Origin of the sequence: Pseudomonas sp. NPDC099000, from assembly GCF_044759925.1 — a bacterium.
Classification (GTDB): Bacteria; Pseudomonadota; Gammaproteobacteria; order Pseudomonadales; family Pseudomonadaceae; genus Aquipseudomonas.
In genome coordinates this window covers 1-21,282 of record NZ_JBIWAF010000020.1, presented here as the reverse complement: position 1 = coordinate 21,282, position 21,282 = coordinate 1, and the positions used below count along the sequence as shown (strand labels likewise).

The window sequence follows — 21,282 nt, the reverse complement described above, 5'->3', positions numbered from 1 at the left end:
GTCTTGGGCTTATAGAGTGCTGAACAGCGGAAAAATCCCCATCAGCAATGCTGCAACCAGTATGCACATGCACACCAGCACTGCCCACTTCAGGGTAAAGCGCTGGTGATCACCAAAATCAATACCAGCCAGGGCCACCAACAAGTAAGTCGATGGTACCAGCGGGCTCAACAGGTGGACGGGCTGACCGACGATCGAGGCACGTGCCATTTCAACCGCGGTTATACCGTAATGACTGGCTGCTTCGGCAAGTACTGGTAACACGCCGTAATAAAATGCGTCGTTCGACATGAAGAACGTGAACGGCATGCTCACCAGCGCGGTAATCACGGCCAGGTACGGGCCGAGGAAATCAGGGATCACCGCCAGCAGGCTTTTCGACATGGCATCGACCATGCCGGTGCCCGTCAGGATACCGGTGAAGATGCCCGCTGCGAAGATCAAACCGACCACCGCCAGTACGCTACCGGCGTGAGCCGCGACGCGATCCTTCTGCTGTTGCAGGCAAGGATAGTTGACGATCATGGCAATACTGAATGCCACCATGAACAACACGGGCAGCGGCAACAGGCCCGCGATCAGGGTGCACATCAGGCCCAGGGTCAGGGCGCCGTTGAACCAGATCAGTTTTGGACGACGGGCATCCGGGAATTGCGAAACGCTGATTTCACTGTGGTCGATCTCATCGCCCACCAGGTGCAGCTCACCCAGACGCGCACGCTCACGCTTGCCGTAGAAGTAAGCAATCAAGAGGATTGCCACCACGCCGAACGCCATCGCCGGAATCATCGGTACGAAAATGTCGGACGGGTCCACGTGCAGCGCACTCGCCGCTCGGGCAGTCGGGCCGCCCCATGGGGTCATGTTCATCACGCCACCGGCGAGGATGATCAGGCCGGCCATGATCCGCGGGCTCATGCCGATGCGGCTGTAGAGCGGCAGCATCGCGGCCACGCAGATCATGTAAGTGGTCGCGCCGTCACCATCGAGGGAAACGACGAGCGCCAGTACCGCGGTGCCGACCGACACTTTCAGCGGGTCGCCCTTGACCAGTTTGAGGATCTTGCGCACGGCCGGGTCGAACAGGCCGGAGTCGATCATCAGGGCGAAATACAGAATGGCAAACATCAGCATCACGCCGGTTGGCGCAAGCTTGGTGATGCCTTCGAGCATCATCGGGCCGATCTTCGGCGCGAAACCACCGAACAGGGCGAAGACGATAGGAATGATGATCAGGGCGATCAGCGCGGACAGGCGCTTGGTCATGATCAGGAACATGAACGTGATGACCATGGCGAAGCCAAGGAAAGTCAGCATGGGAATACTCCAGGCGTAGCGCGGCTAGGGAATGGGCGAACCGGGTGAGGTCAGCGCAGAACGGGAAGCACGAGGCGTACGGGCGGAGTTGCAACGAAGCGGCGGGTAGCAAAGGACATCAGAATCACCATTGTTGTTGTTAAATGGGCTGTGCGAGCGATAAAACACTGGCATTGGCCGACCGGTCTTTTGCCGGCAGTGGGGGCGATCCTAATCGGGGAAGCTTTCAGCCAGCTTTCGCTGAGGAAAGCATTGACCGGATGGGCTACCGGTCGTCGGACCGGGGCAGGGAGTTAAACCGAGTTGCGGCCATCGCGAGCAGGCTCACTCCCACACTGGATCTGTGTCGTACACAAAACCAATGTAGGAGCGAGCCTGCTCGCGATGGCGTAGGCACAAACGCATCAGGAGGAAAGGTCATGACCGACATTCACACCGGCGGCTGCCACTGCGGACACCTGCGCTATCAATTCAGCGGGCCGTTACACGACATCGCCCACTGCCACTGCTCAATCTGCCGGCGAGTCAGCGGCGGAATCGTGACGACCTGGATAACCGTGCCCGCATCAGCCTTTAAATGGTTGAAAGGAACGCCGGCGCAGTACAAATCTTCAACCACCTGCGTGCGCTATTTCTGCCCGAACTGCGGGGCGCAACTGGCGCTCACCACGCATCTCAGCCCCGAGAGCATCGACCTGACCATCGCCACCCTCGATCACCCGGGGCAGGCGCCGGCCGAGCGGCACATCTGGACCGACAGCCGTTTACCCTGGCTGCACCTGGACGAGCACCTGCCGGGTGAAGCCGAAGAAAGCCTCTGATCAAAAAATAGACAGATCCAGCGGCCGGATCGCGCCCATCCAGATGGCGTGTTCGGTGTGGTCCAGCAAATCGTCGCCGGTGTCCGGGTGCAAGAACACCACCAAACCCTTGCGGTTGAGCGCCAGCCACGGCAACACGTCGCCGATCAGCTCCGGCCCGAACGCCAGTTGGCAACTCCAGTCCGGGTGCGGACCCACTGGGCGTTCGTGCATACGGCCCATTTTCAGCGGGAACACCTGCGCGGCGTGCTCACACAGCGTTCGCGCCTGATCAATGCTGCCGGCGCCGAAATAGACATGGGCGTGGTAACCCTTGATCTGTTGCATCTGAAACCCTCAAAAACCCAGTCGAACCCTCACCGACTCCTACAGGTCACACGCCATATAGAACAAGGAGTCCCAGCGATGAAAAATGCCGAAACCCCGGTGGTGAAAGTGGTGCTTTATGGTGCCATGAGTAGCCTCGGCAGTGCGCTGATGGCTGAAATGCTAAGGCGCCAACATGAAGTGATCGCAATTCTGGATGACCTGACGGCGCTCCCACCGCGCCCGGGATTGCGCACCAAGACCGGCGATCTGTTCGAGCCTGAACGCGTCAAGCAAAGCGTGGCGGGCAGTTCGGCGGTTATTTGCCTGCTGGACGCACCGGGGCTGCCGTTCAACAGCGAGACGGTGGAAAAAACCATCGTGCCAGGCCCGGTCGAACAGGTGTTGGCCGTGGATGCGCTGATCGCGGGCATGCAGGCGGCCGGCATTGCCCGGCTGTTTCTAGTCGGGGATTTCGCCGAACTCGACGAAACCGAGGCGCAAGCGCTGGATCTCCTCCAGCGGCATGCCGCCGAGGAAATCCTTGATGCGCTGCAAAGCAGTGCCTTGCACTGGACCCTGGTGAATGCACCTCGCGGCGTACCGGGGTTGACGATCGAACATTTCAGCCATGTGAGCAGCAGCCTTGAACCGGGTCTGGCCGAACCGCTTGAACGGTTGAACCGCGTGGCGGTGGGGATTGCCGATGAGCTGCAGCTCAATCTTCACGTTCGCGAACACGTGAACTTCGTTTCAACCGACCCTACACCGCGATAGACGGAAGCGGTAAACCATTCAGCGATTGGGCACTGCTGGCCTGTTCAGCCATCAACCAATCCACAAACTGCTGGATCAATGCCCCACGCCGTTTTCGCTGGGGCAGAACCACGTAATAGCCGAGTCTGGAAATCACCGTGTCGGCTATCGGTCGACACAACAAACCCTGCGCCAGCAAGTTATCCACAAGGTGCCGCCAGCCGATCGCCACGCCCTGGCCGCCAATCGCCGCCTGAATCAGCAACGTGTAATTGTCGAAGCGCAATTGCCCGGGGGCCGGTGCCGACGTGATCCCCAACTCGCGAAAGACGCCACTCCAGTCGAACCAGTTGCTGCTGTTTTCGCCGCGCAGGTGCAGCAGCGGAAATTCCAGCAATGACTGGGCCGGCAAGGGCAGGGGACGATCCTTCAACAGCAGCGGGCTGCACACCGGAAACACTTCTTCGCTGAACAGCCAATGGCTTTCGCCCTGTTTAAAGCGGCCATCCCCAAACAACACCGCCACATCAATATCAGTGCGCAGCATGTTGTGATTGCGCTCGCTGGTTACCAGGCTGACGTCGACTTGGGGATTGGCTTTATGAAAGCGGTGCAATCGGGGCATCAGCCAATACGCGGCAAAGGCGAAATCCGTGGCCACCTGCAAGACCTCATGTTGATGCTGTGCGCTGATCGCGCTTAATCCGGCATCGATATTCTGCAAACCGAGCTGAACCTGCTCGAAAAGAATGGTCCCCGCCTCAGTCAACTCGATGCCACGGTAGATCCGGTCAAACAGCCGCACCGTAAGTTGTTCTTCCAGCCGTTTGATCTGTTGGCTGACGGCGGGCTGCGTGGTGCCCAGCTCTACCGCTGCGGCGGTAAAACTGCGATGACGGGCCGCCGCCTCAAACGCTCGCAGCAGGTCCAGCGACAAATTTCCAAGGGCGTCATACATAAGCGATACTTATCCTAGTCATTGCCGTGCATGGGCTTTACCACGAAGTGCATGGACTCCATGCTCGATCGCAGCACTCTCGCATAAATATTCACTATGGAATGCCGCGATCACATGAAGCGCAAGAATATTCTTTTCATCATGGCCGATCAGATGGCCGCGCCAATGTTGCCGTTCTACGGTCCCTCGCCCATCAAATTACCTAATCTCAGCCGCCTCGCCGCCGAAGGCGTGGTGTTCGACGCCGCTTATTGCAACAGCCCACTGTGCGCGCCGTCGCGTTTCACCCTGGTCAGCGGTCAGTTGCCGAGCAAGATCGGCGCCTACGACAACGCGGCCGATTTCCCCGCCGATGTACCGACCTATGCCCACTACCTGCGTCGCCTCGGCTACCGCACCGCGCTGTCGGGCAAGATGCATTTCTGTGGTCCGGATCAGCTCCACGGCTATGAAGAACGCCTGACCAGCGACATCTACCCGGCCGATTACGGCTGGTCGGTGAACTGGGATGAGCCGGACGTGCGTCCGACCTGGTTCCACAATATGTCTTCGGTGCTGCAGGCCGGGCCGTGTGTGCGCACCAATCAGCTGGATTTCGACGAAGAGGTGGTGTTCAAGGCCCAGCAATACCTGTTCGATCACATCCGCGAGGATGGCGATCAGCCGTTCTGCCTGACCGTGTCGATGACGCACCCACACGATCCGTACACCATTCCCAAGGCTTTCTGGGACATGTACGACGATGCCGACATCCCGCTGCCGCAAACCCCACCGCAAACCGAACTCGATCCGCATTCCCAGCGTCTGCTCAAGGTCTATGACCTGTGGGACAAGCCGCTGCCTGTGGATAAGATTCGCGATGCGCGTCGCGCGTATTTCGGTGCGTGCAGCTATATCGACAGCAACGTCGGCAAACTCCTGCAAACACTCGAAGATACCGGGCTGATCGATGACACCATCATCGTCTTCTCTGGTGACCACGGCGACATGCTCGGCGAGCGTGGCCTCTGGTACAAAATGCACTGGTTCGAGATGGCCGCCCGGGTACCGCTGTTGATCAGTGCGCCGGGACAATTCGGCGCCGGGCGAGTGAGTGCTGCCGTTTCCACCGCTGACCTGTTGCCCACCTTCGTCGAACTGGCCGGCGGCTCGCTGGAACCGGGCTTGCCGCTGGACGGTCGCTCGCTGGTCTCGCACCTGCAAGGGCAGGGCGGTCACGACGAAGTCTTCGGCGAATACATGGCCGAAGGCACTATCAGTCCTTTGATGATGATCCGCCGTGGCGCTTACAAATTCATCTACAGCGAAGACGACCCTTGCCTACTCTTCGACGTACACAACGACCCGCGCGAACAGGAAGAACTCAGTCAATCGCCGCAACATCGGCCGCTGTTCGAGGAATTTCTGGCTGAAGCACGGGCTAAATGGGACATTCCGGCGATCCACCAACAGGTGCTCGCGAGCCAGCGTCGCCGGCGTTTCGTCGCCGAGGCGCTGACCATCGGCAAGCTGAAGAGCTGGGATCACCAGCCGCTGGTGGACGCCAGTCAGCAGTACATGCGCAACCACATCGACCTCGACGATCTGGAACGTAAAGCACGTTATCCACAACCCTGCCAAAACCAATAATGTTAAGGGGAAGTCCATGCAAAAGTTATCCACAGTACTGACGGTCGGGCTACTGGCTCTGGGCAGTGCATCGGCCTTTGCCGATCAGAGCTGCGACACGGTGAAAATGGCCGATCCGGGCTGGAGCGACATCGCTGCGACCAACGCCATTACCGGATTTCTGCTGGACGGCATGGGCTACAAGGCCAAGGTCGACACCCTCGCGGTGCCGATTACCTTTGGCGGGCTGAAGGATGGCCAGGTCGACGTGTTTCTGGGTAACTGGATGCCAGCGCAGCAGGGCTTCTACGACAAATTCGTCGCCACGGGCGATGTCACGCAACTGGCGAAGAACCTCGACGGCACCGAATTCACCCTGGCGGTCCCGGATTACGTGTGGGACGCGGGTGTGCATAACTTTGCCGACCTGAATAAATTTGCCGACAAGTTCGACAAGAAGATCTATGGCATCGGTTCGGGCGCCCCGGCGAACATCTCGCTGCAAGAGATCATCAAGAAGAACGACTTCGACATGGGTCAGTGGAAACTGGTCGAGTCCAGCGAGCAGGCCATGCTGGCCGAAGTGTCCCGCGCGGTGAAGAAACAGAAGTTCGTGACCTTCCTCGGCTGGACGCCCCACCCGATGAACGTGCAGCTGAAAATGCATTACCTGAAAGGCGGCGAGAAGTACTTCGGCGACACCGGCAGCGTTTATACACTGACCCGCAAAGGTTATGCACAGGCCTGTCCGAACGTGGGCAAGCTGCTCACCAACCTGAGTTTCACCCAGGAAATGGAGAACAGCATCATGGCCGAGGTGGTGAACAAGAAAGTCAGCAATGCCGATGCGGCCAAGGCGTGGATCAAGGCCAATCCCGCCGTGCTGGATAAATGGCTGGATGGTGTGAAGACAGTGGATGGGAAGGATGCGTTGGCGGCAGTAAAAGCCAAACTCTAACTCCCTCCGCCGATCGCCCCCATGCTCTGCGTGGGAACGCCGCCATGGACGCTCCGCGTCCGCTTCAAGATGTGACGCGGAGCGTCACGGGATGCATTCCCACGCAGAGCGTGGGAACGATCAGCGCAGGGTCCTGATACCCTTGCGCAAAACCCCACCCGAGAGGACCCATGGCCTTCCCCAGCCGCCATTCACTCTTCCCCTTCCTTTCCTGGTTGCCCCGGCAAACCCGCGCCAGCGTCGGGCGTGACCTGATCGTTGGCCTCAGCGGCGCCATTCTTGCGTTACCGCAATCCATTGCCTACGCCCTGATCGCCGGTCTCCCACCGGAATACGGCTTGTACGCCGCTATCATCCCGGTGCTGATCGCTTGCCTCTGGGGTTCGTCGTGGCATCTGATCTGTGGTCCTACAGCGGCGATCTCCATCGTCCTCTACGCGAGTGTCAGTCCTCTGGCCGTTCCCGCGTCAGAGGACTACGTCACCCTGATCTTGCTTCTTACACTGCTCGCCGGCATTTTCCAGTGGCTGCTCGGGTTGCTGCGCTTCGGCGCCCTGGTGAATTTCGTTTCTCACTCGGTGGTGCTGGGCTTCACCCTCGGCGCGGCGGTGGTGATTGCCATCGGCCAGTTGCCGAACCTGCTGGGGCTGGACCTGCCCAATCAATCCACCGCGCTGGACAGCTTTTTGATGGTGGTCAAACACCTCGGTTTTGTGGATAAACCTTCGTTGATGCTGGGGCTGGCCACCGTCGGGGTGGGCGTGATCCTGAAATTACTGCTGCCACGCTGGCCGACGCTCCTGATCACCTTGGCGCTGAGCGGATTGCTGGTTTGGTTGTGGCCGTCGATGTTCGGCCATGTGAAGTTGGTCAGCGCGTTTGTCGGGCGGTTGCCGCCCTTCAGTCCGCTGCCGCTCGACCTGGATCTGATCCTGCGCCTGCTGCCCAGCGCCGTGGCGGTGGGGATGCTCGGGTTGGTGACGAGCCTGTCGATTGCCCGTTCCTTGTCGGCTCGCTCCCAGCAATTGCTCGATGCCAACCAGGAAGTACGCGCCCAGGGTTTCTCGAACATGGTCGGGGCGTTTTTTTCCGGATCGCTGTCAGCCGGTTCCTTTACCCGCTCGGGCCTGAGTTACGAAGCGGGTGCCTGCTCACCGTTAGCCGGCGTATTTTCAGCGCTGTGGGTGGCGCTGTTCGCCATCTTTGGTGCAGCGTTAATCGCTCACATTCCGATCCCGGCCATGGCCGGCAGCATTTTGTTGATCGCCTGGGGATTGGTGGACCATCGCGGCATTCGCGCGCTGTTGCGGGTCAGCCGCGCCGAATTCCTGGTCATGGCGCTGACCTGTGTCGCCACGTTATTGCTGGAGTTGCAGACAGCGATCTATGCCGGGGTGCTGGCTTCGCTGTTCTTCTACCTCAAACGTACTTCGCAACCCCGCGTGCAGCATTGGCGCGAAGGCGATGAAGACATTCTGCGGGTAGGCGGTTCGATCTTTTTCGGCGCCAGCCATTACCTGCAAGTACGCCTGCAACGGATGCACGGCGCGCGGGTGGTGATCGAGGCGCAGCAGATCAACTTTATCGACTATTCAGGGGTGGAGATGCTGCATCAGGAAGCGCGACGGCTGCTCAAGCAGGATCGCAGCCTGACCTTGCGCCGCGCACGGCCGCAGGTGGTGGAGGAGTTGCGCAAGCTGGAAGGCGCGGAGAAATGCCCGATCCGGTTTGAAGATTGAACATCACACCCTGTAGGAGCGAGGCTTGCCCGCGAAGCTTTTGGCGTACTTGAGGACGCCTTCGCGGGCAAGCCTCGCTCCTACAACGTTACAGGGCGAGCTGGCGGCGGAGTTCGGCCAGTACCGGCGCCGTGTCAGGTCGCACGCCGCGCCACAGAAAGAACGCTTCCGCCGCTTGTTCAGCGAGCATCCCCAACCCATCCATCGACACCGCCGCGCCATGCTCACTGGCCCAGCGGCAGAACGAGGTCGGTTCCTTGCCGTACATCATGTCGTAGCACACTGTCTTGCCCGGCTCGATCAAACTGCTGGCAATTGGCGGGATGTCCCCAGACAGACTGGCGGACGTCGCGTTGATGATCAGGTCCACCGACTCCTTCAACCAATCGAAACTGCTGGCCGACACCGGCCCCAGGTCCGCGAACAATTCCGCCAGCAGTTCGGCTTTTTCCACCGTGCGATTGGCGATGACTACCGAGGCGGGTTGCTCGGCCAGCAACGGCTCCAGCGCACCGCGCACCGCGCCGCCGGCACCGAGCAGCAGGATGCGTTTGCCTTTGAGGCTAAAACCGGCGTTGACCGTCAGGTCCCGCACCAGCCCGGCGCCGTCGGTGTTGTCACCCAGCAACGTGCCATCGGCGAGTTTGCTCAAGGTGTTTACCGCGCCGGCCCGCTGCGCACGTTCCGTCAGGCTGTCGGCCAAGCGATAAGCCTGTTCCTTGAACGGCACCGTTACATTCGCCCCGCGACCTTCGAGGAAAAACGCCCGGGCGAAGTCGGAAAAGTCGTCGAGTGGCGCCAGCGAGGTGCTGTAGTCCAGTTGCTGAGCGGTCTGCTCGGCGAACAAGCGGTGGATCAGCGGCGATTTACTGTGGCCAATCGGGTTACCGAATACGACGTAACGGTCCATCAGAACTCCTCGTTCAGGCCTTGGCCAACCAATCGCGGTCTTGCAGGAAGTATTCGGTCAGGCGAGCTTCTTCGCTGCCCGGCTCGGCTTTCCAGTCATAGCTCCACCGCACCTGCGGTGGCAGGGACATGAGGATCGACTCGGTACGCCCGCCCGATTGCAGGCCGAACAACGTGCCACGGTCGTAAACCAGGTTGAACTCGACATAGCGGCCACGGCGGAATTCCTGGAATTCGCGCTGCTTGGCGGTGAACGCATCATTCTTGCGGCGCTGCACGATCGGTAAGTACGCGTCGATGTAGGCGTCACCGATGGCGCGCATGAAGGCGAAGCTGGTGTCGAAGTCCCACTCGTTCAAGTCATCGAAGAACAGACCGCCGATGCCCCGTGGCTCGTGGCGATGCTTGATGTGGAAGTAGCTGTCGCACCAGGCCTTGTAACGCGGGTAAACATCCGGACCGAACGGCGCACAGGCCTGCTCGGCGACGCGGTGCCAGTGCACGCAGTCTTCTTCATTGCCGTAATAAGGGGTCAGGTCGAAACCGCCGCCGAACCACCAGACCGGTTCTTCGCCTTCTTTTTCAGCGATGAAAAAGCGCACATTGGCGTGGGAAGTCGGCACCTGCGGGTTGTGTGGGTGAATCACCAGTGACACGCCCAGGGCTTCGAAGCCACGGCCGGCCAGCTCCGGGCGATGGGCGCTGGCGGACGGCGGGAGACCGCTGCCAAAGACGTGGGAAAAGTTGACGCCGCCCTTTTCGATCACGGAGCCGTTTTCGATCACTCGCGTGCGACCGCCACCGCCGGCAGGCCGGGTCCAGGCGTCTTCGACGAATTGCGTGCCACCGTCTTCAACTTCCAGGGCAGCGCAAATGCGATCTTGCAGGTCGAGCAGGTAGGCTTTTACGGCCTCGGTGCGGGTGGTCATGTCATCACCTTGAATCGGGCAAAGCTACGCGGCGCTCCATCGGAGCAGGGGCCGGCGCAAATGGGCGCGTAGCATAACATCGCAGATGGGCCCGCCGCAGTTGACGAGGATCAAGAGTAGGAGTCCGATAGGGAGCTTCGCAAATGACCTTAGGAGAGTTCTGATGGCAAAGCGTATCCAGTTCCGCGCCCATGGCGGCCCCGAAGTGCTCGAGTACGTTGACTATCAACCCGCCGAGCCCGGCCCGCAGCAGGTTCGCGTGACGAACAAGGCCATCGGCCTGAATTTCATCGACACTTATTACCGCAGCGGCCTCTATCCGCCGCCCGCCCTGCCATCGGGCGTGGGCTCGGAAGGTGCGGGCGTGGTCGAGGCAGTGGGCAGCGAAGTGACGCGGTTCAAGGTCGGCGATCGCGTGGCTTACGGCAGCGGCCCGTTGGGCGCCTACAGCGACGTTCACGTGTTGCCGGAAGCCAATCTGGTGCACTTGCCGGACGCGATCAGTTTCGAACAGGCCGCCGGGGTGATGCTCAAGGGCCTGACCGTGCAGTACCTGTTGCGTCAGACCTATGAACTCAAGGGTGGCGAAACCATCCTGTTCCATGCCGCTGCGGGCGGTGTCGGCTCCCTGGCCTGCCAATGGGCCAAGGCCTTGGGCGTGAAGTTGATCGGCACAGTCAGCTCACCGGAGAAAGCCGCGCTGGCCAAGGCCAACGGCGCGTGGGCGACCATCGACTACAGCCACGAAAACGTCGCACAACGGGTGCTGGAATTGACTGACGGGAAAAAAGTCCCAGTGGTGTACGACGGCGTCGGCAAGGACACCTGGCTGACCTCGCTCGACAGCGCGGCACCACGGGGTCTGGTGGTGAGCTTTGGCAATGCGTCTGGCGCAGTGGACGGGGTGAACCTGGGGATATTGTCGGCGAAGGGTTCGTTGTACGTGACCCGGCCTACGCTCGCGACCTACGCCAATAACGCGCAAAACCTGCAACGCATGGCGGATGAGCTGTTCGAAATGATCATCAGCGGCAAGCTGACGGTGGACATCAGCCAGAAATATCCGTTGGCTGAAGCGGCGAAGGCGCAGACCGAGTTGTCGGCGCGGCGTACCACTGGCTCGACTGTTTTGTTGCCTTGAGGACGCTTTCGCGGGCAAGCCTCGCTCCTACAGGTCTGCGGTCGAACACGAACTATGTGAACGACTGAAATCCTGTAGGAGCGAGGCTCGCCCGCGAAGAACGATGACGCGGTCTCAATCCGGGCGAATGACGTTCCCGGTCGCCAGATCGCGAATCACGCTCGGATTCTTGCGCCCACCCAGATTCCCGCCCAACACGTAATCCACCTGCCCACGGAAATACTGATCGACGCGAATGCGCGTGCGCGCAGCCGGCCGGCCCTGCGGGTTGGCTGACGTTGAAACCAACGGCCCGACCGCCGCGCACAAATCCCGCACCAACGGATGATCGCTAACCCGCAGCGCCACGGTTTCATGCACGCCGGTAATCCACTGCGGCAACAGATTCTGATGCGGCACCAGCCAGGTATTCGGCCCCGGCCAGGTGCTGGCCATGCGGTCCATCCACAGTTCAGGGAAGTCTTCGAACAGGAAGTCGAACTGACGAATGTTGTCTGCGACCAGAATCAGGCCCTTTTCCACAGACCGGCCCTTGATCGCCAACAGACGGTACACCGCCTCTTCGTCCCACGGATCGCAACCCAGACCCCAGACCGCTTCGGTGGGGTAGGCAATCACTGCCCCTGCGCGAACGGCTTGTGCGGCTTGTTGCACACGCCAACTGTTGACCATGAAAAACTCTCCGGAATAAGGCTCTGCGCAGTTTACCGATCTTCCTTATAAAACCTAGCTCACCCGCGCAAACCAGCGCCCGCTTTCGCACACGGCCTGGCCCTCCATTTCCAGTTCCGTCAGCGCTGCCAGCACTTTGGACAAGGCCCAGCCACTGCTGACCGACAACGCTTCACTGGTGTGGGGCGCGGCGTGAAGTAACAGGAGCAGTGGGTGAGTGGGTATCTGCAGCGTTTCTGTGGATAAGGGCATCCGTTGCCAGCCGCGCAAGGCTTCGAGGATATGCTCGATGGTTTCCACCAGCATCGCCCCGTCGCGGATCAATTGATGACAACCCTTGGCGCCAGGGTGGTGGATCGACCCTGGAATCGCGTACACCTCGCGTCCTTGCTCCGCCGCCAGCCTCGCCGTGATCAATGAACCGCTGGCGACACTCGCCTCGACCACCAACACGCCAAGGGATAAACCGCTGATGATCCGGTTGCGCCGAGGGAAGTTGCCGGCGCTGGGGGCGGCGTCCAGCGGGAACTCGGAAAGCACCGCACTGCCCGACGCGATCATGGCATCCGCCAGCCGCCGATTGCGCTGTGGATAAAACTTTTCAAGTCCCGTGCCAAGTACCCCGACCGTTCGCCCGCCCACGTCCAGCGCGGCTTGATGCGCAGCAGCATCGATGCCCAGCGCCAGACCGCTGGTGATGACGAAACCGGCGCCGGCAAGACTGCGCGAAAATGCCGCTGCGGTATCCATGCCCGGTCGCGAAGCGCGACGACTGCCGACCATCGCCAATTGCGGTTTTTCCAAAATGTCGGGGTCGCCTGCCACGAATAACAGCGGCGGCGCATCACTGATTTCCGCCAACAGCGCCGGATACTCAGGTTGGTCCCACATCAGCAAATGCTGGCCCGGACGCTCTAGCCAGGCTAATGCGTGCGCCGCGCCATCGCGCACTTCGTTGGCGCGGCGTGCTTCGGCGCACGCCAGTGGCAAGCCCAGCGAACGCCAGGCGCTGGCGGGCGCGCTGATGGCTTTGGACGCCGAGCCGAAGGCTTCGAGCAATTTCTTGAAACGCGCCGGGCCGAGTTGCGGCAAACGGTGCAGACGTAAACGAGCTTCCAGTTCCGCAGGGGAAACCGGTGTGACGGCAGACAGCGACATGGATCATCCTTGATCGTTATGAGCCCCGTTCAAACGGGAATAAGCTGTGGATAACTCTGTTGGTAACTTGTGGAGCAGGCTTAAGGATTTCGCACCTTGTCCATCACCGCCAGCGAGCGCGATGCGTTGAGGACCAACCCGTAACTGAGCTTGTCGTAAGTGCGGAACACCATCAGCAAACCGGCACGCTCATCGGGGATTTTCAGCGGCTGACCGGTGATCCGGTCGCGCACGGTTTCACCGGTTTTCATCACCACCAGCACGTTGCCTTCGGCCAGGCCATCGCGCTGACCCTTGTTCAGGGTCACGACATCCAGCACGCCAATCTGGGTAACCCCGCGCGGCACATCGATGATCAGGCCATTGATCTGGTTTTTTGGCGCACTGGGCATGAAGGTTGAATTGATTGAGCGCTCTTCACCGCTGAACAAACGGTCGCCGAGACGCACTTCCTGAGTCGTGCGTTGCAGCGCCAAGGTGGCGACGTCGCCTTCGGTGGCAACGATTTCGCCGCCGCCGATGTCGTCGGCGTTGATCCCCAGAAACTCCTGGCTCTGCGGATCGGTGTAGACCTTGCCCTGACGGAAGATCCCGTACACCGGCTGGTTCGGATCGAAATGGCCCCGGGCGAAGATGCGGTCACCGGTGCCGCTGAGCACGCGTTCGGCATCGCCGGCGACAATGTAGGGCGCCTTGTCGAAGTCCTCGACCTTGTCGACGATGCGGTTGCTCAGCAGAAAGCTGTTGATCGATTTCAGCGGAATGCTCGGGATCGCATCGGCCACCGGCGAGCTGCGCTCCCGTGGCGAGAGCTTGATGGTGCCGCGCGAAGCCCCGCGATTGAGGGTCAGGCGCGGCTGGCCGTTGACATAGACCAGCGAGAGCGAGTCGCCGGGATAGATGAGATTGGGGTTTTCGATCTGTGGATTGGCCTGCCACAGTTCCGGCCATTTCCACGGCTCCCGGAGGAATTTTCCGGAAATGTCCCAGAGTGTGTCGCCCGTCACCACGGTGTATTGCTGTGGAAAACCTTCCTTGAGTTGCACTTGCCCGTGCGCCAAACCGGCCGAGGCCAGAAGGAGCAAGGCGAGTAGTGATTTCCTCATGCGGTGAATCCCTTTATTATGTGCGTTCGCGTGAAACGCCAGAGCCCTCGTGGCTCGCTCCAGACTCTTTGACAAAAGAAAAGGAGCTACGCTTCACAACGGTAGCCTGCATCTTCGGACCTGCCAGGCCATCGACCCGACTTTACCTCACACGTGCAGCAATTAAGCTTATGGCCATTTTAGACATCCTCGAATTTCCCGACTCTCGCCTGCGCACTATCGCCAAACCTGTGGCCGTAGTGGACGACGAAGTGCGTCAGTTGGTCGATGACATGTTTGAAACAATGTATGAAGCGCCAGGCATCGGCCTCGCCGCGACCCAGGTCAACGTGCACAAACGTATCGTCGTGATGGACCTCTCCGAAGACCGCAGCGAACCACGGGTGTTCATCAACCCCGAGTTCGAACCGTTGACCGACGAGATGGAGCAATACCAGGAAGGCTGCCTCTCGGTGCCGGGCTTCTACGAAAACGTCGATCGCCCGCAGAAGGTCAAGGTCAAGGCCCTGGACCGCGACGGCAAGCCTTACGAACTGATTGCCGAAGGCCTGCTCGCCGTGTGCATCCAGCACGAATGCGACCACCTCAACGGCAAATTGTTCGTCGACTACCTGTCGAACCTCAAACGCGACCGAATCAAGAAGAAACTGGAAAAGCTCCATCGCCAGAACGCTTGATGCCCTTCTTTCAAAGGCTTGCTGCGGCAAGCCTTTTTCTTTTCAGAGATTGCTCCCATGACTGAGCCACTGCGCATCGTCTTTGCCGGCACCCCGGAATTCGCCGCCGAACACCTCAAGGCCCTGCTCGACAGCCCTTACGAGATCGTCGCGGTTTACACCCAGCCGGACCGTCCGGCGGGCCGTGGGCAAAAGCTGATGCCAAGCCCGGTCAAGCAACTCGCATTGGAAAACAACATCCCGGTGTTGCAGCCGCCGACGCTGCGCAACGAAGACGCCCAGGCTGAACTTGCCTTGCTCACGCCGGATTTGCTGGTGGTGGTCGCCTATGGCTTGATCCTGCCGCAAGCGGTGCTGGATATTCCGCGCCTGGGTTGCATCAACAGCCACGCCTCGTTGCTGCCACGCTGGCGCGGAGCGGCTCCGATCCAGCGTGCCGTCGAAGCCGGCGACAGCGAAAGCGGTGTGACCGTGATGCGCATGGAACTGGGCCTCGACACCGGGCCGATGCTGCTGAAAGTCACCACACCGATCACCGCTGAGGACACTGGCGGCAGCCTCCACGACCGTCTCGCCGAAATGGGCCCGCCGGCCGTGATCCAGGCGATTGCCGGCCTCGCCGCCGGAACACTGGAAGGCGAAGTGCAGGACGATAGCCTCGCCACCTATGCTCACAAATTGAACAAAGACGAAGCGCGCATCGATTGGAGCCGTCCGGCGATTGAGCTGGAACGCCTGGTCCGCGCGTTCAACCCGTGGCCGATCACCCACAGCACACTGAACGGCGAAGCGCTGAAAGTGCTGGCCGCGAGCCTCGCCGAAGGGCAGGGCGCACCGGGGCAAATCCTCAGCGCCAGCAAGGACGGCTTGATCGTCGCTTGCGGTGAGCAGGCTCTGTGCCTGACCCGTTTGCAATTGCCCGGCGGCAAAGCGCTGAACTTCAGCGACTTGTTCAACAGCCGTCGCGAGAAATTCGCCGTCGGCACCGTGCTCGGTCAAGCGGCGGACACTCAATGAATCCACGTCTGGCCGCCGCCAAGGCACTCGCTGCTGTTCTTAACGGAAAAGCTTCACTCAACAGTTCGCTGCCGACACAAATGGACAAGGTTGAAGACCGTGATCGCGGCTTCACCCAAGACCTGGCCTTCGGCACGGCTCGCTGGCAACCGCGTTTGTCGGCGCTGGCGGCCAAGTTGTTGCAGAAGCCGTTCAAGGCTGCGGACGCCGATGTCGAGGCGCTGCTGCTGGTCGGCCTCTATCAATTGCTCTACACCCGCGTCCCGGCCCACGCCGCCATCGGCGAAACCGTCGGTTGCGCCGACAAGCTGAAAAAACCCTGGGCCAAGGCCTTGCTCAACGCCGTGCTGCGCCGCGCCCAGCGTGAAAGCGAAGCGCTGCTGGCCGAGCTGGAACACGACCCTGTGGTGCGCACCGCCCACCCGCGCTGGCTGCAAAAATCCCTCAAGGCGTTCTGGCCCGAGCAGTGGGAAGCCATTTGCGCGGCGAACAACGCGCACCCGCCGATGATTCTGCGAGTCAACCGCCGCCACCACACTCGCGATGCTTACCTTGGGCTGCTGACTGAGGCCGGCATCGCCGCCACGCCGTGCGTTTACAGTCAGGACGGCATCATCCTCGAAACCGCCGCCGACGTGCGCAGCCTGCCGGGTTTCGCCGAAGGCTGGATCAGCGTGCAGGACGAGGCCGCGCAATTGGCCGCCGACTTGCTCGACCTGGCGCCGGGCCAACGGGTACTGGATGCCTGCTGCGCCCCGGGCGGCAAGACCTGCCACATCCTCGAAGCCGAGCCTGCATTGGCAGGCGTCGTGGCGGTGGATCTGGAAGCCAAGCGTCTGGTGCGGGTGCGCGAGAACCTCGCACGCCTGGGCCTGAGCGCCGAACTGATCGCCGCCGATGGCCGCGACACGGCGACCTGGTGGGACGGCAAACCCTTCCAGCGTATTTTGCTGGATGCGCCATGCTCGGCCACCGGCGTGATCCGACGTCACCCCGACATCAAGCTGACTCGCCAACCCGACGACATCGCTGCACTGGCGGTGCTTCAGGGCGAATTGCTGGATGCCATGTGGATAACTCTGGAGGTCGGCGGGATTCTGCTTTACGCCACCTGCTCCACGCTGCCGACCGAGAACACTGAAGTCATCGAAGCCTTCCTCGCTCGCACGCCGGGCGCCCGTGAACTAGACCTGGCCACGGCGGCCGGCATCAAGCAACCTCACGGTCGCCAGTTGCTGGCCCAGGAAGGCGGCCACGACGGGTTCTACTACGCAAAGCTGATCAAGATCGCCGCCGCGCGCGGTTAACCGGTTTTAAGGGAGTGACTGGATGAAAATCATCATCCTCGGCGCAGGGCAGGTCGGCGGTTCGCTGGCAGAACATCTGGCCAGCGAGGCCAACGACATTACCGTGGTCGACACCGACGGCGAGCGTCTGCGCGACCTCGGCGATCGGCTGGACATCCGCACCGTGCAGGGCCGCGGCTCGTTGCCGACGGTGCTGCGTCAGGCCGGCGCGGACGATGCCGACATGCTGGTGGCGGTGACCAACAGTGACGAAACCAACATGGTGGCCTGTCAGGTCGCCCACACCCTGTTCCACACCCCGACCAAGATCGCCCGGGTCCGCGAAGCCGCGTACCTGACGCGCTCCGAGTTGTTCGATAACGAAGCGATTCCGGTGGACGTGCTGATCAGCCCGGAACAGGTTGTGACCAATTACATCAAGCGCCTGATCCAGCATCCGGGCGCGTTGCAGGTAATCGACTTCGCCGAAGGCAAAGCGCAACTGGTGGCGGTGAAGGCGTACTACGGCGGACCGTTGGTGGGCCAGCAACTGCGCCAGTTGCGTGAACACATGCCCAACGTTGAAACCCGCGTCGCCGCGATTTTCCGCCGTGACCGGCCGATCCTGCCCCAGGGCGATACGGTGATCGAGGCGGATGACGAAGTGTTTTTCATCGCCGCCAAGGCGAATATTCGTGCGGTGATGAGTGAAATGCGCCGCCTGGATGAAACCTACAAACGCATCGTCATCGCCGGCGGTGGGCAGATTGGTGAGCGTCTGGCCGAAGCGATCGAAAGCCGTTATCAGGTGAAGATCATCGAGATGAACCCGGCCCGCTGCCGCCATCTCTCGGACACCCTCGACAGCACCGTGGTGTTGCAGGGCAGTGCTTCCGACCGCGACTTGCTGATGGAGGAGAACATTGCCGACGCAGATATCTTCCTGGCCCTGACCAACGATGACGAAGCCAACATCATGTCCTCGCTGCTGGCCAAGCGCCTGGGCGCGAAGAAGGTGATGACCATCATCAACAACCCGGCTTATGTGGATTTGATCCAGGGCGGCGATATCGACATCGCCATCAGTCCGCAACTGGCGACCATCGGCACGCTGCTGGCCCACGTGCGGCGCGGCGATATTGTCAGCGTGCACTCATTGCGCCGCGGGGCGGCGGAAGCCATCGAGGCGATTGCCCATGGCGATGCGAAGTCGAGCAAGGTGATTGGCAAGGCCATCGAGAACATCGGTTTGCCGCCGGGGACGACGATTGGCGCGATCATTCGTGATGAAGAAGTGATCATTGCCCATGACAAAACGGTGATCGCGGCGGGCGACCATGTGATTCTGTTCCTTGTGGACAAAAAGCATATTCGGGATGTGGAGAAGCTGTTCCATGTTGGGCTTAGCTTCTTCTAACTGATCGTTCCCACGCTCTGCGTGGGAATGCAGCCCGGGACGCTCCGCGTCCCTGCCGAAGCGGACGCTGAGCGTCCATTGAGGCATTCCCACGCGGAGCGTGGGAACGATCGCTGTCTAAAGAGGTGCGAACGATGCTCGAATCCCTGGAAAAAATGCTCGCCAAGGGTGTGGATAACTCATTGCTGCGCTTCGGCCTGGGCAAGGGCTATCTGGATCTTGGGGAAAACGCCAAGGCCGCTGAACATTTCCAGCGTTGCGTCGAATTTGATCCAAAATATTCGGCGGCCTGGAAGCTGTTAGGCAAGGCCCATCTGGCGCTGGCAGACTTTGCGGCTGCGCGTCAGGCGTGGGAGCAAGGCCTGGAAGCGGCCCGCGCCCATGGCGACAAGCAGGCAGAGAAGGAGATGACGGTGTTTTTGAAGAAGCTTGAGCGTCAGGCGCACTGATCAGAGGTAGCGCAGGCCGATGCCATCGGCATCGACAAGTACCACTTCCATGCGCACTCGCGGCGCACCTGTGGGTAAGTCCTGCACCTGTCCATAAACCACCGCGCCTTTAGGCAACGACGACAAGCCCGGATGCTTGACGTAGACGCCCGTCGTCGAGAGGTTGCGCGTCTGGCCGAGGCATTCGCCGAAGCTTTCGTGAGTGATCTTGATGCGAAACGATTTGCGGTGTTCGGACATCTTTTGCGCCCTTGTATGAACCGTTGTGGATAACCTGACCCCTGTAGGAGCGAGGCTTGCCCGCGAAGAGATCATTACATTCAACATTGATGCTGGATGCTATATCGCTTTCGCGGGCAAGCCTCGCTCCTACAAGTTATCCACAGATCATGCCAATCAACTCAATACCAACGCTCTTCACCCGGTGGGCGCTTCTTGAAGCGCTTCATGCTCCACATGTACTGGCTCGGATAGGCCCGCACGTAACGCTCGACCACTTGGCTCATCGCCGCGCAGGACGTTTCGGTATCGGTGCTGTACATGGCCTCTGGCGCGGCTTCCAGGATGACTTTGTAACCCGAACCGTCCGGCAGCCGCAGGGCATGCAGGAACACGCCAACTGCTTTACCGCCGGCGAGCATGTTCGGTACGAACTTGCTGGTCAGCGCCTGGGTGGCGAAGAAAGGCACGAAAATTCCGGCGGATTCGGCCGGTTCCGGGTCAGCGGGAATGCCCACTGCGCCACCTTTGCGCACTTCCTTGATAACACTGAGGATGCCTTCCTTGGTGGAGGCGGCAACCCGATTGCCCAATTGCACCCGTTGCTTGCGCAGCAAATCATCCACAGCCTTCAGCTTTGGCGGACGATAAAAGATGATTGGTTTGCACTGGTTGCAATAGAAGTGGTTCAACACTTCCCAGTTGCCCAGGTGACTGGTGATGCCGACCACACCTTTGCCGGAGGCGAGGGCGTCCTTCAACACATCAAGGCCTTCGACTTCACGCACCAGGTCGATGGAACGCTGGGCGGGCCAGATCCAGGCGCAGGCGCTTTCGGTCAGGGACTTGCCGATGTCTTTCAGGCTCTGACCCACCAGACGCTCGCGTTCAGCCGGGTCCATCTGCGGAAAGCATTTGGCCAGGTTGATCCGCACCACATCGCGGGAACGGTTGGGGGTTTTCCACATCACCCAGCCAATGGCCGAGCCCACCGCTTGCACTGCCCGCCACGGGAGCAGGGCAAACAGCCGCAGAGCGCCTACCAGCAAGGCGCCTTTAAACTTATCCACAGGTCACTCCTGATCTTGTGCTGTGCGCGAGGCGGCCATTCTAACCGCCGTTGGCGAGCTGAGCGTAGCGGTCGCAGTCTTGCGTGTGGTCCATGACCATGCCCGAGGCCTGCATCAGCGCGTAGCAAATGGTCGGACCGACAAAAGTGAAGCCAGCCTTTTTCAGGCCTTTGCTCATCTCCACCGCGACCGGCGTGACCGCCGGCACCTCGGTGCGATCCTTGAAATGATTGATCACAGGCTTGCCGCCGACGAAGGACCAGAGGAATTCCACCGGATCCTCCAGCGCCAGCCAGGCCTGGGCGTTGCGACGGGCCGCATTGAGTTTGAGACGATTGCGAATAATGCCCGGATCGAGCATCAATTCATCGATTTCCGCGTCGCTCATCTGCGCCACCCGTTGTACGTCGAAGCCGAACAATACCTCGCGATATCGCTCACGTTTACGCAGCACGGTGATCCAGGAAAGACCGGCCTGGAACCCTTCGAGCAAAAGCAACTCGAACAAACCCTGCGCATCGCGTAGCGGCGTACCCCACTCCTGATCGTGATAAGCCATGTACAGCGGATCTTCGGAACACCAAAAGCAGCGTGGCATAAGGCTCCAGGGGGCGTGCGCAGGACCGAATCGGGTATACTCCCGCTCTTTAAATCGCAGCCCAAGAAACAGGTGAATTTCGTGAGCCAGCCTACGCCAGCCGTGCGTACCTTCCAAGACTTGATCATAGCACTACATCAATACTGGGCCTAGCAAGGTTGTGTGGTACTT

Annotated in this window: 22 protein-coding genes and 1 pseudogene; 12 read left to right on the top strand and 11 right to left on the bottom strand. The window is 60.5% G+C overall.

Annotation, left to right across the window (positions count from 1 at the left end):
- Positions 1–9: 9 nt before the first annotated feature.
- Positions 10–1,317, bottom strand: coding sequence for a CitMHS family transporter (locus tag ACIQV9_RS20805; protein ID WP_403105199.1), 1,308 nt, complete (start codon positions 1,315–1,317; stop codon positions 10–12).
- 419 nt (positions 1,318–1,736) lie between these two features.
- Here ACIQV9_RS20805 and ACIQV9_RS20800 point away from each other — a divergent pair, with 419 nt between their 5' ends.
- Positions 1,737–2,138 (top strand): GFA family protein, encoded by a 402-nt coding sequence (locus ACIQV9_RS20800; protein ID WP_403105196.1) that lies wholly within the window; start codon positions 1,737–1,739, stop codon positions 2,136–2,138.
- Here the strand turns inward: ACIQV9_RS20800 and ACIQV9_RS20795 are convergent, their stop codons facing one another.
- Positions 2,139–2,465, bottom strand: a complete 327-nt coding sequence (locus ACIQV9_RS20795) for a DOPA 4,5-dioxygenase family protein (RefSeq protein WP_403105193.1) — start codon at positions 2,463–2,465, stop codon at positions 2,139–2,141. It abuts the gene before it with no gap.
- 78 nt (positions 2,466–2,543) lie between these two features.
- Between ACIQV9_RS20795 and ACIQV9_RS20790 the strand changes: the two genes are divergently transcribed.
- Positions 2,544–3,221, top strand: coding sequence for an NAD(P)-dependent oxidoreductase (locus tag ACIQV9_RS20790; protein WP_403105190.1), 678 nt, complete (start codon positions 2,544–2,546; stop codon positions 3,219–3,221).
- On the opposite strand, the gene ACIQV9_RS20785 is transcribed toward ACIQV9_RS20790, so the two are convergent.
- The gene (locus ACIQV9_RS20785) at positions 3,208–4,158 is read right to left on the bottom strand and encodes a choline sulfate utilization transcriptional regulator (RefSeq protein WP_403105187.1); all 951 of its coding nucleotides are present in this window, start codon (positions 4,156–4,158) and stop codon (positions 3,208–3,210) included. The genes ACIQV9_RS20790 and ACIQV9_RS20785 overlap by 14 nt on opposite strands.
- 114 nt (positions 4,159–4,272) lie before the next feature.
- Between ACIQV9_RS20785 and betC the strand changes: the two genes are divergently transcribed.
- The 3 genes from betC (at position 4,273) to ACIQV9_RS20770 (ending at position 8,463) form a co-directional block, all read left to right on the top strand.
- On the top strand, positions 4,273–5,787 hold the full coding sequence (gene betC / locus ACIQV9_RS20780; protein WP_403105185.1) for a choline-sulfatase: 1,515 nt from the start codon (positions 4,273–4,275) through the stop codon (positions 5,785–5,787).
- Between the two features lie 16 nt (positions 5,788–5,803).
- Positions 5,804–6,724 (top strand): choline ABC transporter substrate-binding protein, encoded by a 921-nt coding sequence (gene choX, locus ACIQV9_RS20775; protein ID WP_403105183.1) that lies wholly within the window; start codon positions 5,804–5,806, stop codon positions 6,722–6,724.
- A 170-nt stretch (positions 6,725–6,894) separates the two neighbouring features.
- Positions 6,895–8,463: a SulP family inorganic anion transporter gene (locus ACIQV9_RS20770; RefSeq protein ID WP_403105180.1), complete on the top strand. Its 1,569-nt coding sequence runs from the start codon at positions 6,895–6,897 to the stop codon at positions 8,461–8,463.
- Positions 8,464–8,551: 88 nt separating this feature from the next.
- On the opposite strand, the gene aroE is transcribed toward ACIQV9_RS20770, so the two are convergent.
- Together aroE and hemF are read right to left on the bottom strand one after the other, a co-directional pair.
- Positions 8,552–9,373, bottom strand: a complete 822-nt coding sequence (aroE, locus tag ACIQV9_RS20765; RefSeq protein WP_403105177.1) for a shikimate dehydrogenase — start codon at positions 9,371–9,373, stop codon at positions 8,552–8,554.
- Between the two features lie 13 nt (positions 9,374–9,386).
- Positions 9,387–10,301, bottom strand: a complete 915-nt coding sequence (gene hemF, locus ACIQV9_RS20760; RefSeq protein WP_403105174.1) for an oxygen-dependent coproporphyrinogen oxidase — start codon at positions 10,299–10,301, stop codon at positions 9,387–9,389.
- Positions 10,302–10,464: 163 nt separating this feature from the next.
- Between hemF and ACIQV9_RS20755 the strand changes: the two genes are divergently transcribed.
- Positions 10,465–11,442, top strand: a complete 978-nt coding sequence (locus ACIQV9_RS20755; RefSeq protein ID WP_403105171.1) for an NADPH:quinone reductase — start codon at positions 10,465–10,467, stop codon at positions 11,440–11,442.
- Between the two features lie 114 nt (positions 11,443–11,556).
- Here ACIQV9_RS20755 and ACIQV9_RS20750 read toward each other — a convergent pair whose 3' ends face one another.
- The 3 genes from ACIQV9_RS20750 to ACIQV9_RS20740 all read right to left on the bottom strand — a co-directional run bounded on the left by ACIQV9_RS20750 (position 11,557) and on the right by ACIQV9_RS20740 (position 14,378).
- Positions 11,557–12,114: an L-threonylcarbamoyladenylate synthase gene (locus ACIQV9_RS20750; RefSeq protein ID WP_403105138.1), complete on the bottom strand. Its 558-nt coding sequence runs from the start codon at positions 12,112–12,114 to the stop codon at positions 11,557–11,559.
- A 54-nt stretch (positions 12,115–12,168) separates the two neighbouring features.
- Entirely contained in the window at positions 12,169–13,272 is a 1,104-nt protein-coding gene (gene dprA, locus ACIQV9_RS20745) for a DNA-processing protein DprA (protein WP_403105135.1), read from the bottom strand.
- 80 nt (positions 13,273–13,352) lie between these two features.
- Positions 13,353–14,378: a LysM peptidoglycan-binding domain-containing protein gene (locus tag ACIQV9_RS20740; protein ID WP_403105132.1), complete on the bottom strand. Its 1,026-nt coding sequence runs from the start codon at positions 14,376–14,378 to the stop codon at positions 13,353–13,355.
- Between the two features lie 170 nt (positions 14,379–14,548).
- Here ACIQV9_RS20740 and def point away from each other — a divergent pair, with 170 nt between their 5' ends.
- From def to ACIQV9_RS20715, 5 genes are all read left to right on the top strand, one after another.
- Positions 14,549–15,055 (top strand): peptide deformylase, encoded by a 507-nt coding sequence (gene def, locus ACIQV9_RS20735; RefSeq protein WP_010465519.1) that lies wholly within the window; start codon positions 14,549–14,551, stop codon positions 15,053–15,055.
- Positions 15,056–15,112: 57 nt separating this feature from the next.
- Positions 15,113–16,072 (top strand): methionyl-tRNA formyltransferase, encoded by a 960-nt coding sequence (gene fmt / locus ACIQV9_RS20730; RefSeq protein WP_403105128.1) that lies wholly within the window; start codon positions 15,113–15,115, stop codon positions 16,070–16,072.
- Positions 16,069–17,379, top strand: coding sequence for a 16S rRNA (cytosine(967)-C(5))-methyltransferase RsmB (gene rsmB / locus ACIQV9_RS20725; RefSeq protein WP_403105125.1), 1,311 nt, complete (start codon positions 16,069–16,071; stop codon positions 17,377–17,379). The genes fmt and rsmB overlap by 4 nt, the downstream gene beginning before the upstream one ends.
- Positions 17,380–17,401: 22 nt before the next feature.
- Complete coding sequence (trkA, locus tag ACIQV9_RS20720) at positions 17,402–18,775, top strand: Trk system potassium transporter TrkA (protein ID WP_403105122.1); 1,374 nt, start codon at positions 17,402–17,404, stop codon at positions 18,773–18,775.
- 134 nt (positions 18,776–18,909) lie between these two features.
- Entirely contained in the window at positions 18,910–19,224 is a 315-nt protein-coding gene (locus ACIQV9_RS20715; RefSeq protein ID WP_109627002.1) for a tetratricopeptide repeat protein, read from the top strand.
- Here the strand turns inward: ACIQV9_RS20715 and ACIQV9_RS20710 are convergent, their stop codons facing one another.
- The 3 genes from ACIQV9_RS20710 to tag form a co-directional block, all read right to left on the bottom strand.
- Positions 19,225–19,464: a PilZ domain-containing protein gene (locus ACIQV9_RS20710; RefSeq protein ID WP_094469847.1), complete on the bottom strand. Its 240-nt coding sequence runs from the start codon at positions 19,462–19,464 to the stop codon at positions 19,225–19,227.
- Between the two features lie 161 nt (positions 19,465–19,625).
- Complete coding sequence (locus tag ACIQV9_RS20705; RefSeq protein ID WP_403105117.1) at positions 19,626–20,513, bottom strand: lysophospholipid acyltransferase; 888 nt, start codon at positions 20,511–20,513, stop codon at positions 19,626–19,628.
- Between the two features lie 40 nt (positions 20,514–20,553).
- On the bottom strand, positions 20,554–21,111 hold the full coding sequence (tag, locus tag ACIQV9_RS20700; protein WP_109626998.1) for a DNA-3-methyladenine glycosylase I: 558 nt from the start codon (positions 21,109–21,111) through the stop codon (positions 20,554–20,556).
- An 81-nt stretch (positions 21,112–21,192) separates the two neighbouring features.
- Between tag and ACIQV9_RS20695 the strand changes: the two are divergent.
- Positions 21,193–21,261 (top strand): annotated as a pseudogene (locus tag ACIQV9_RS20695) (hypothetical protein); the annotation flags it as partial.
- Positions 21,262–21,282 lie beyond the last annotated feature (21 nt).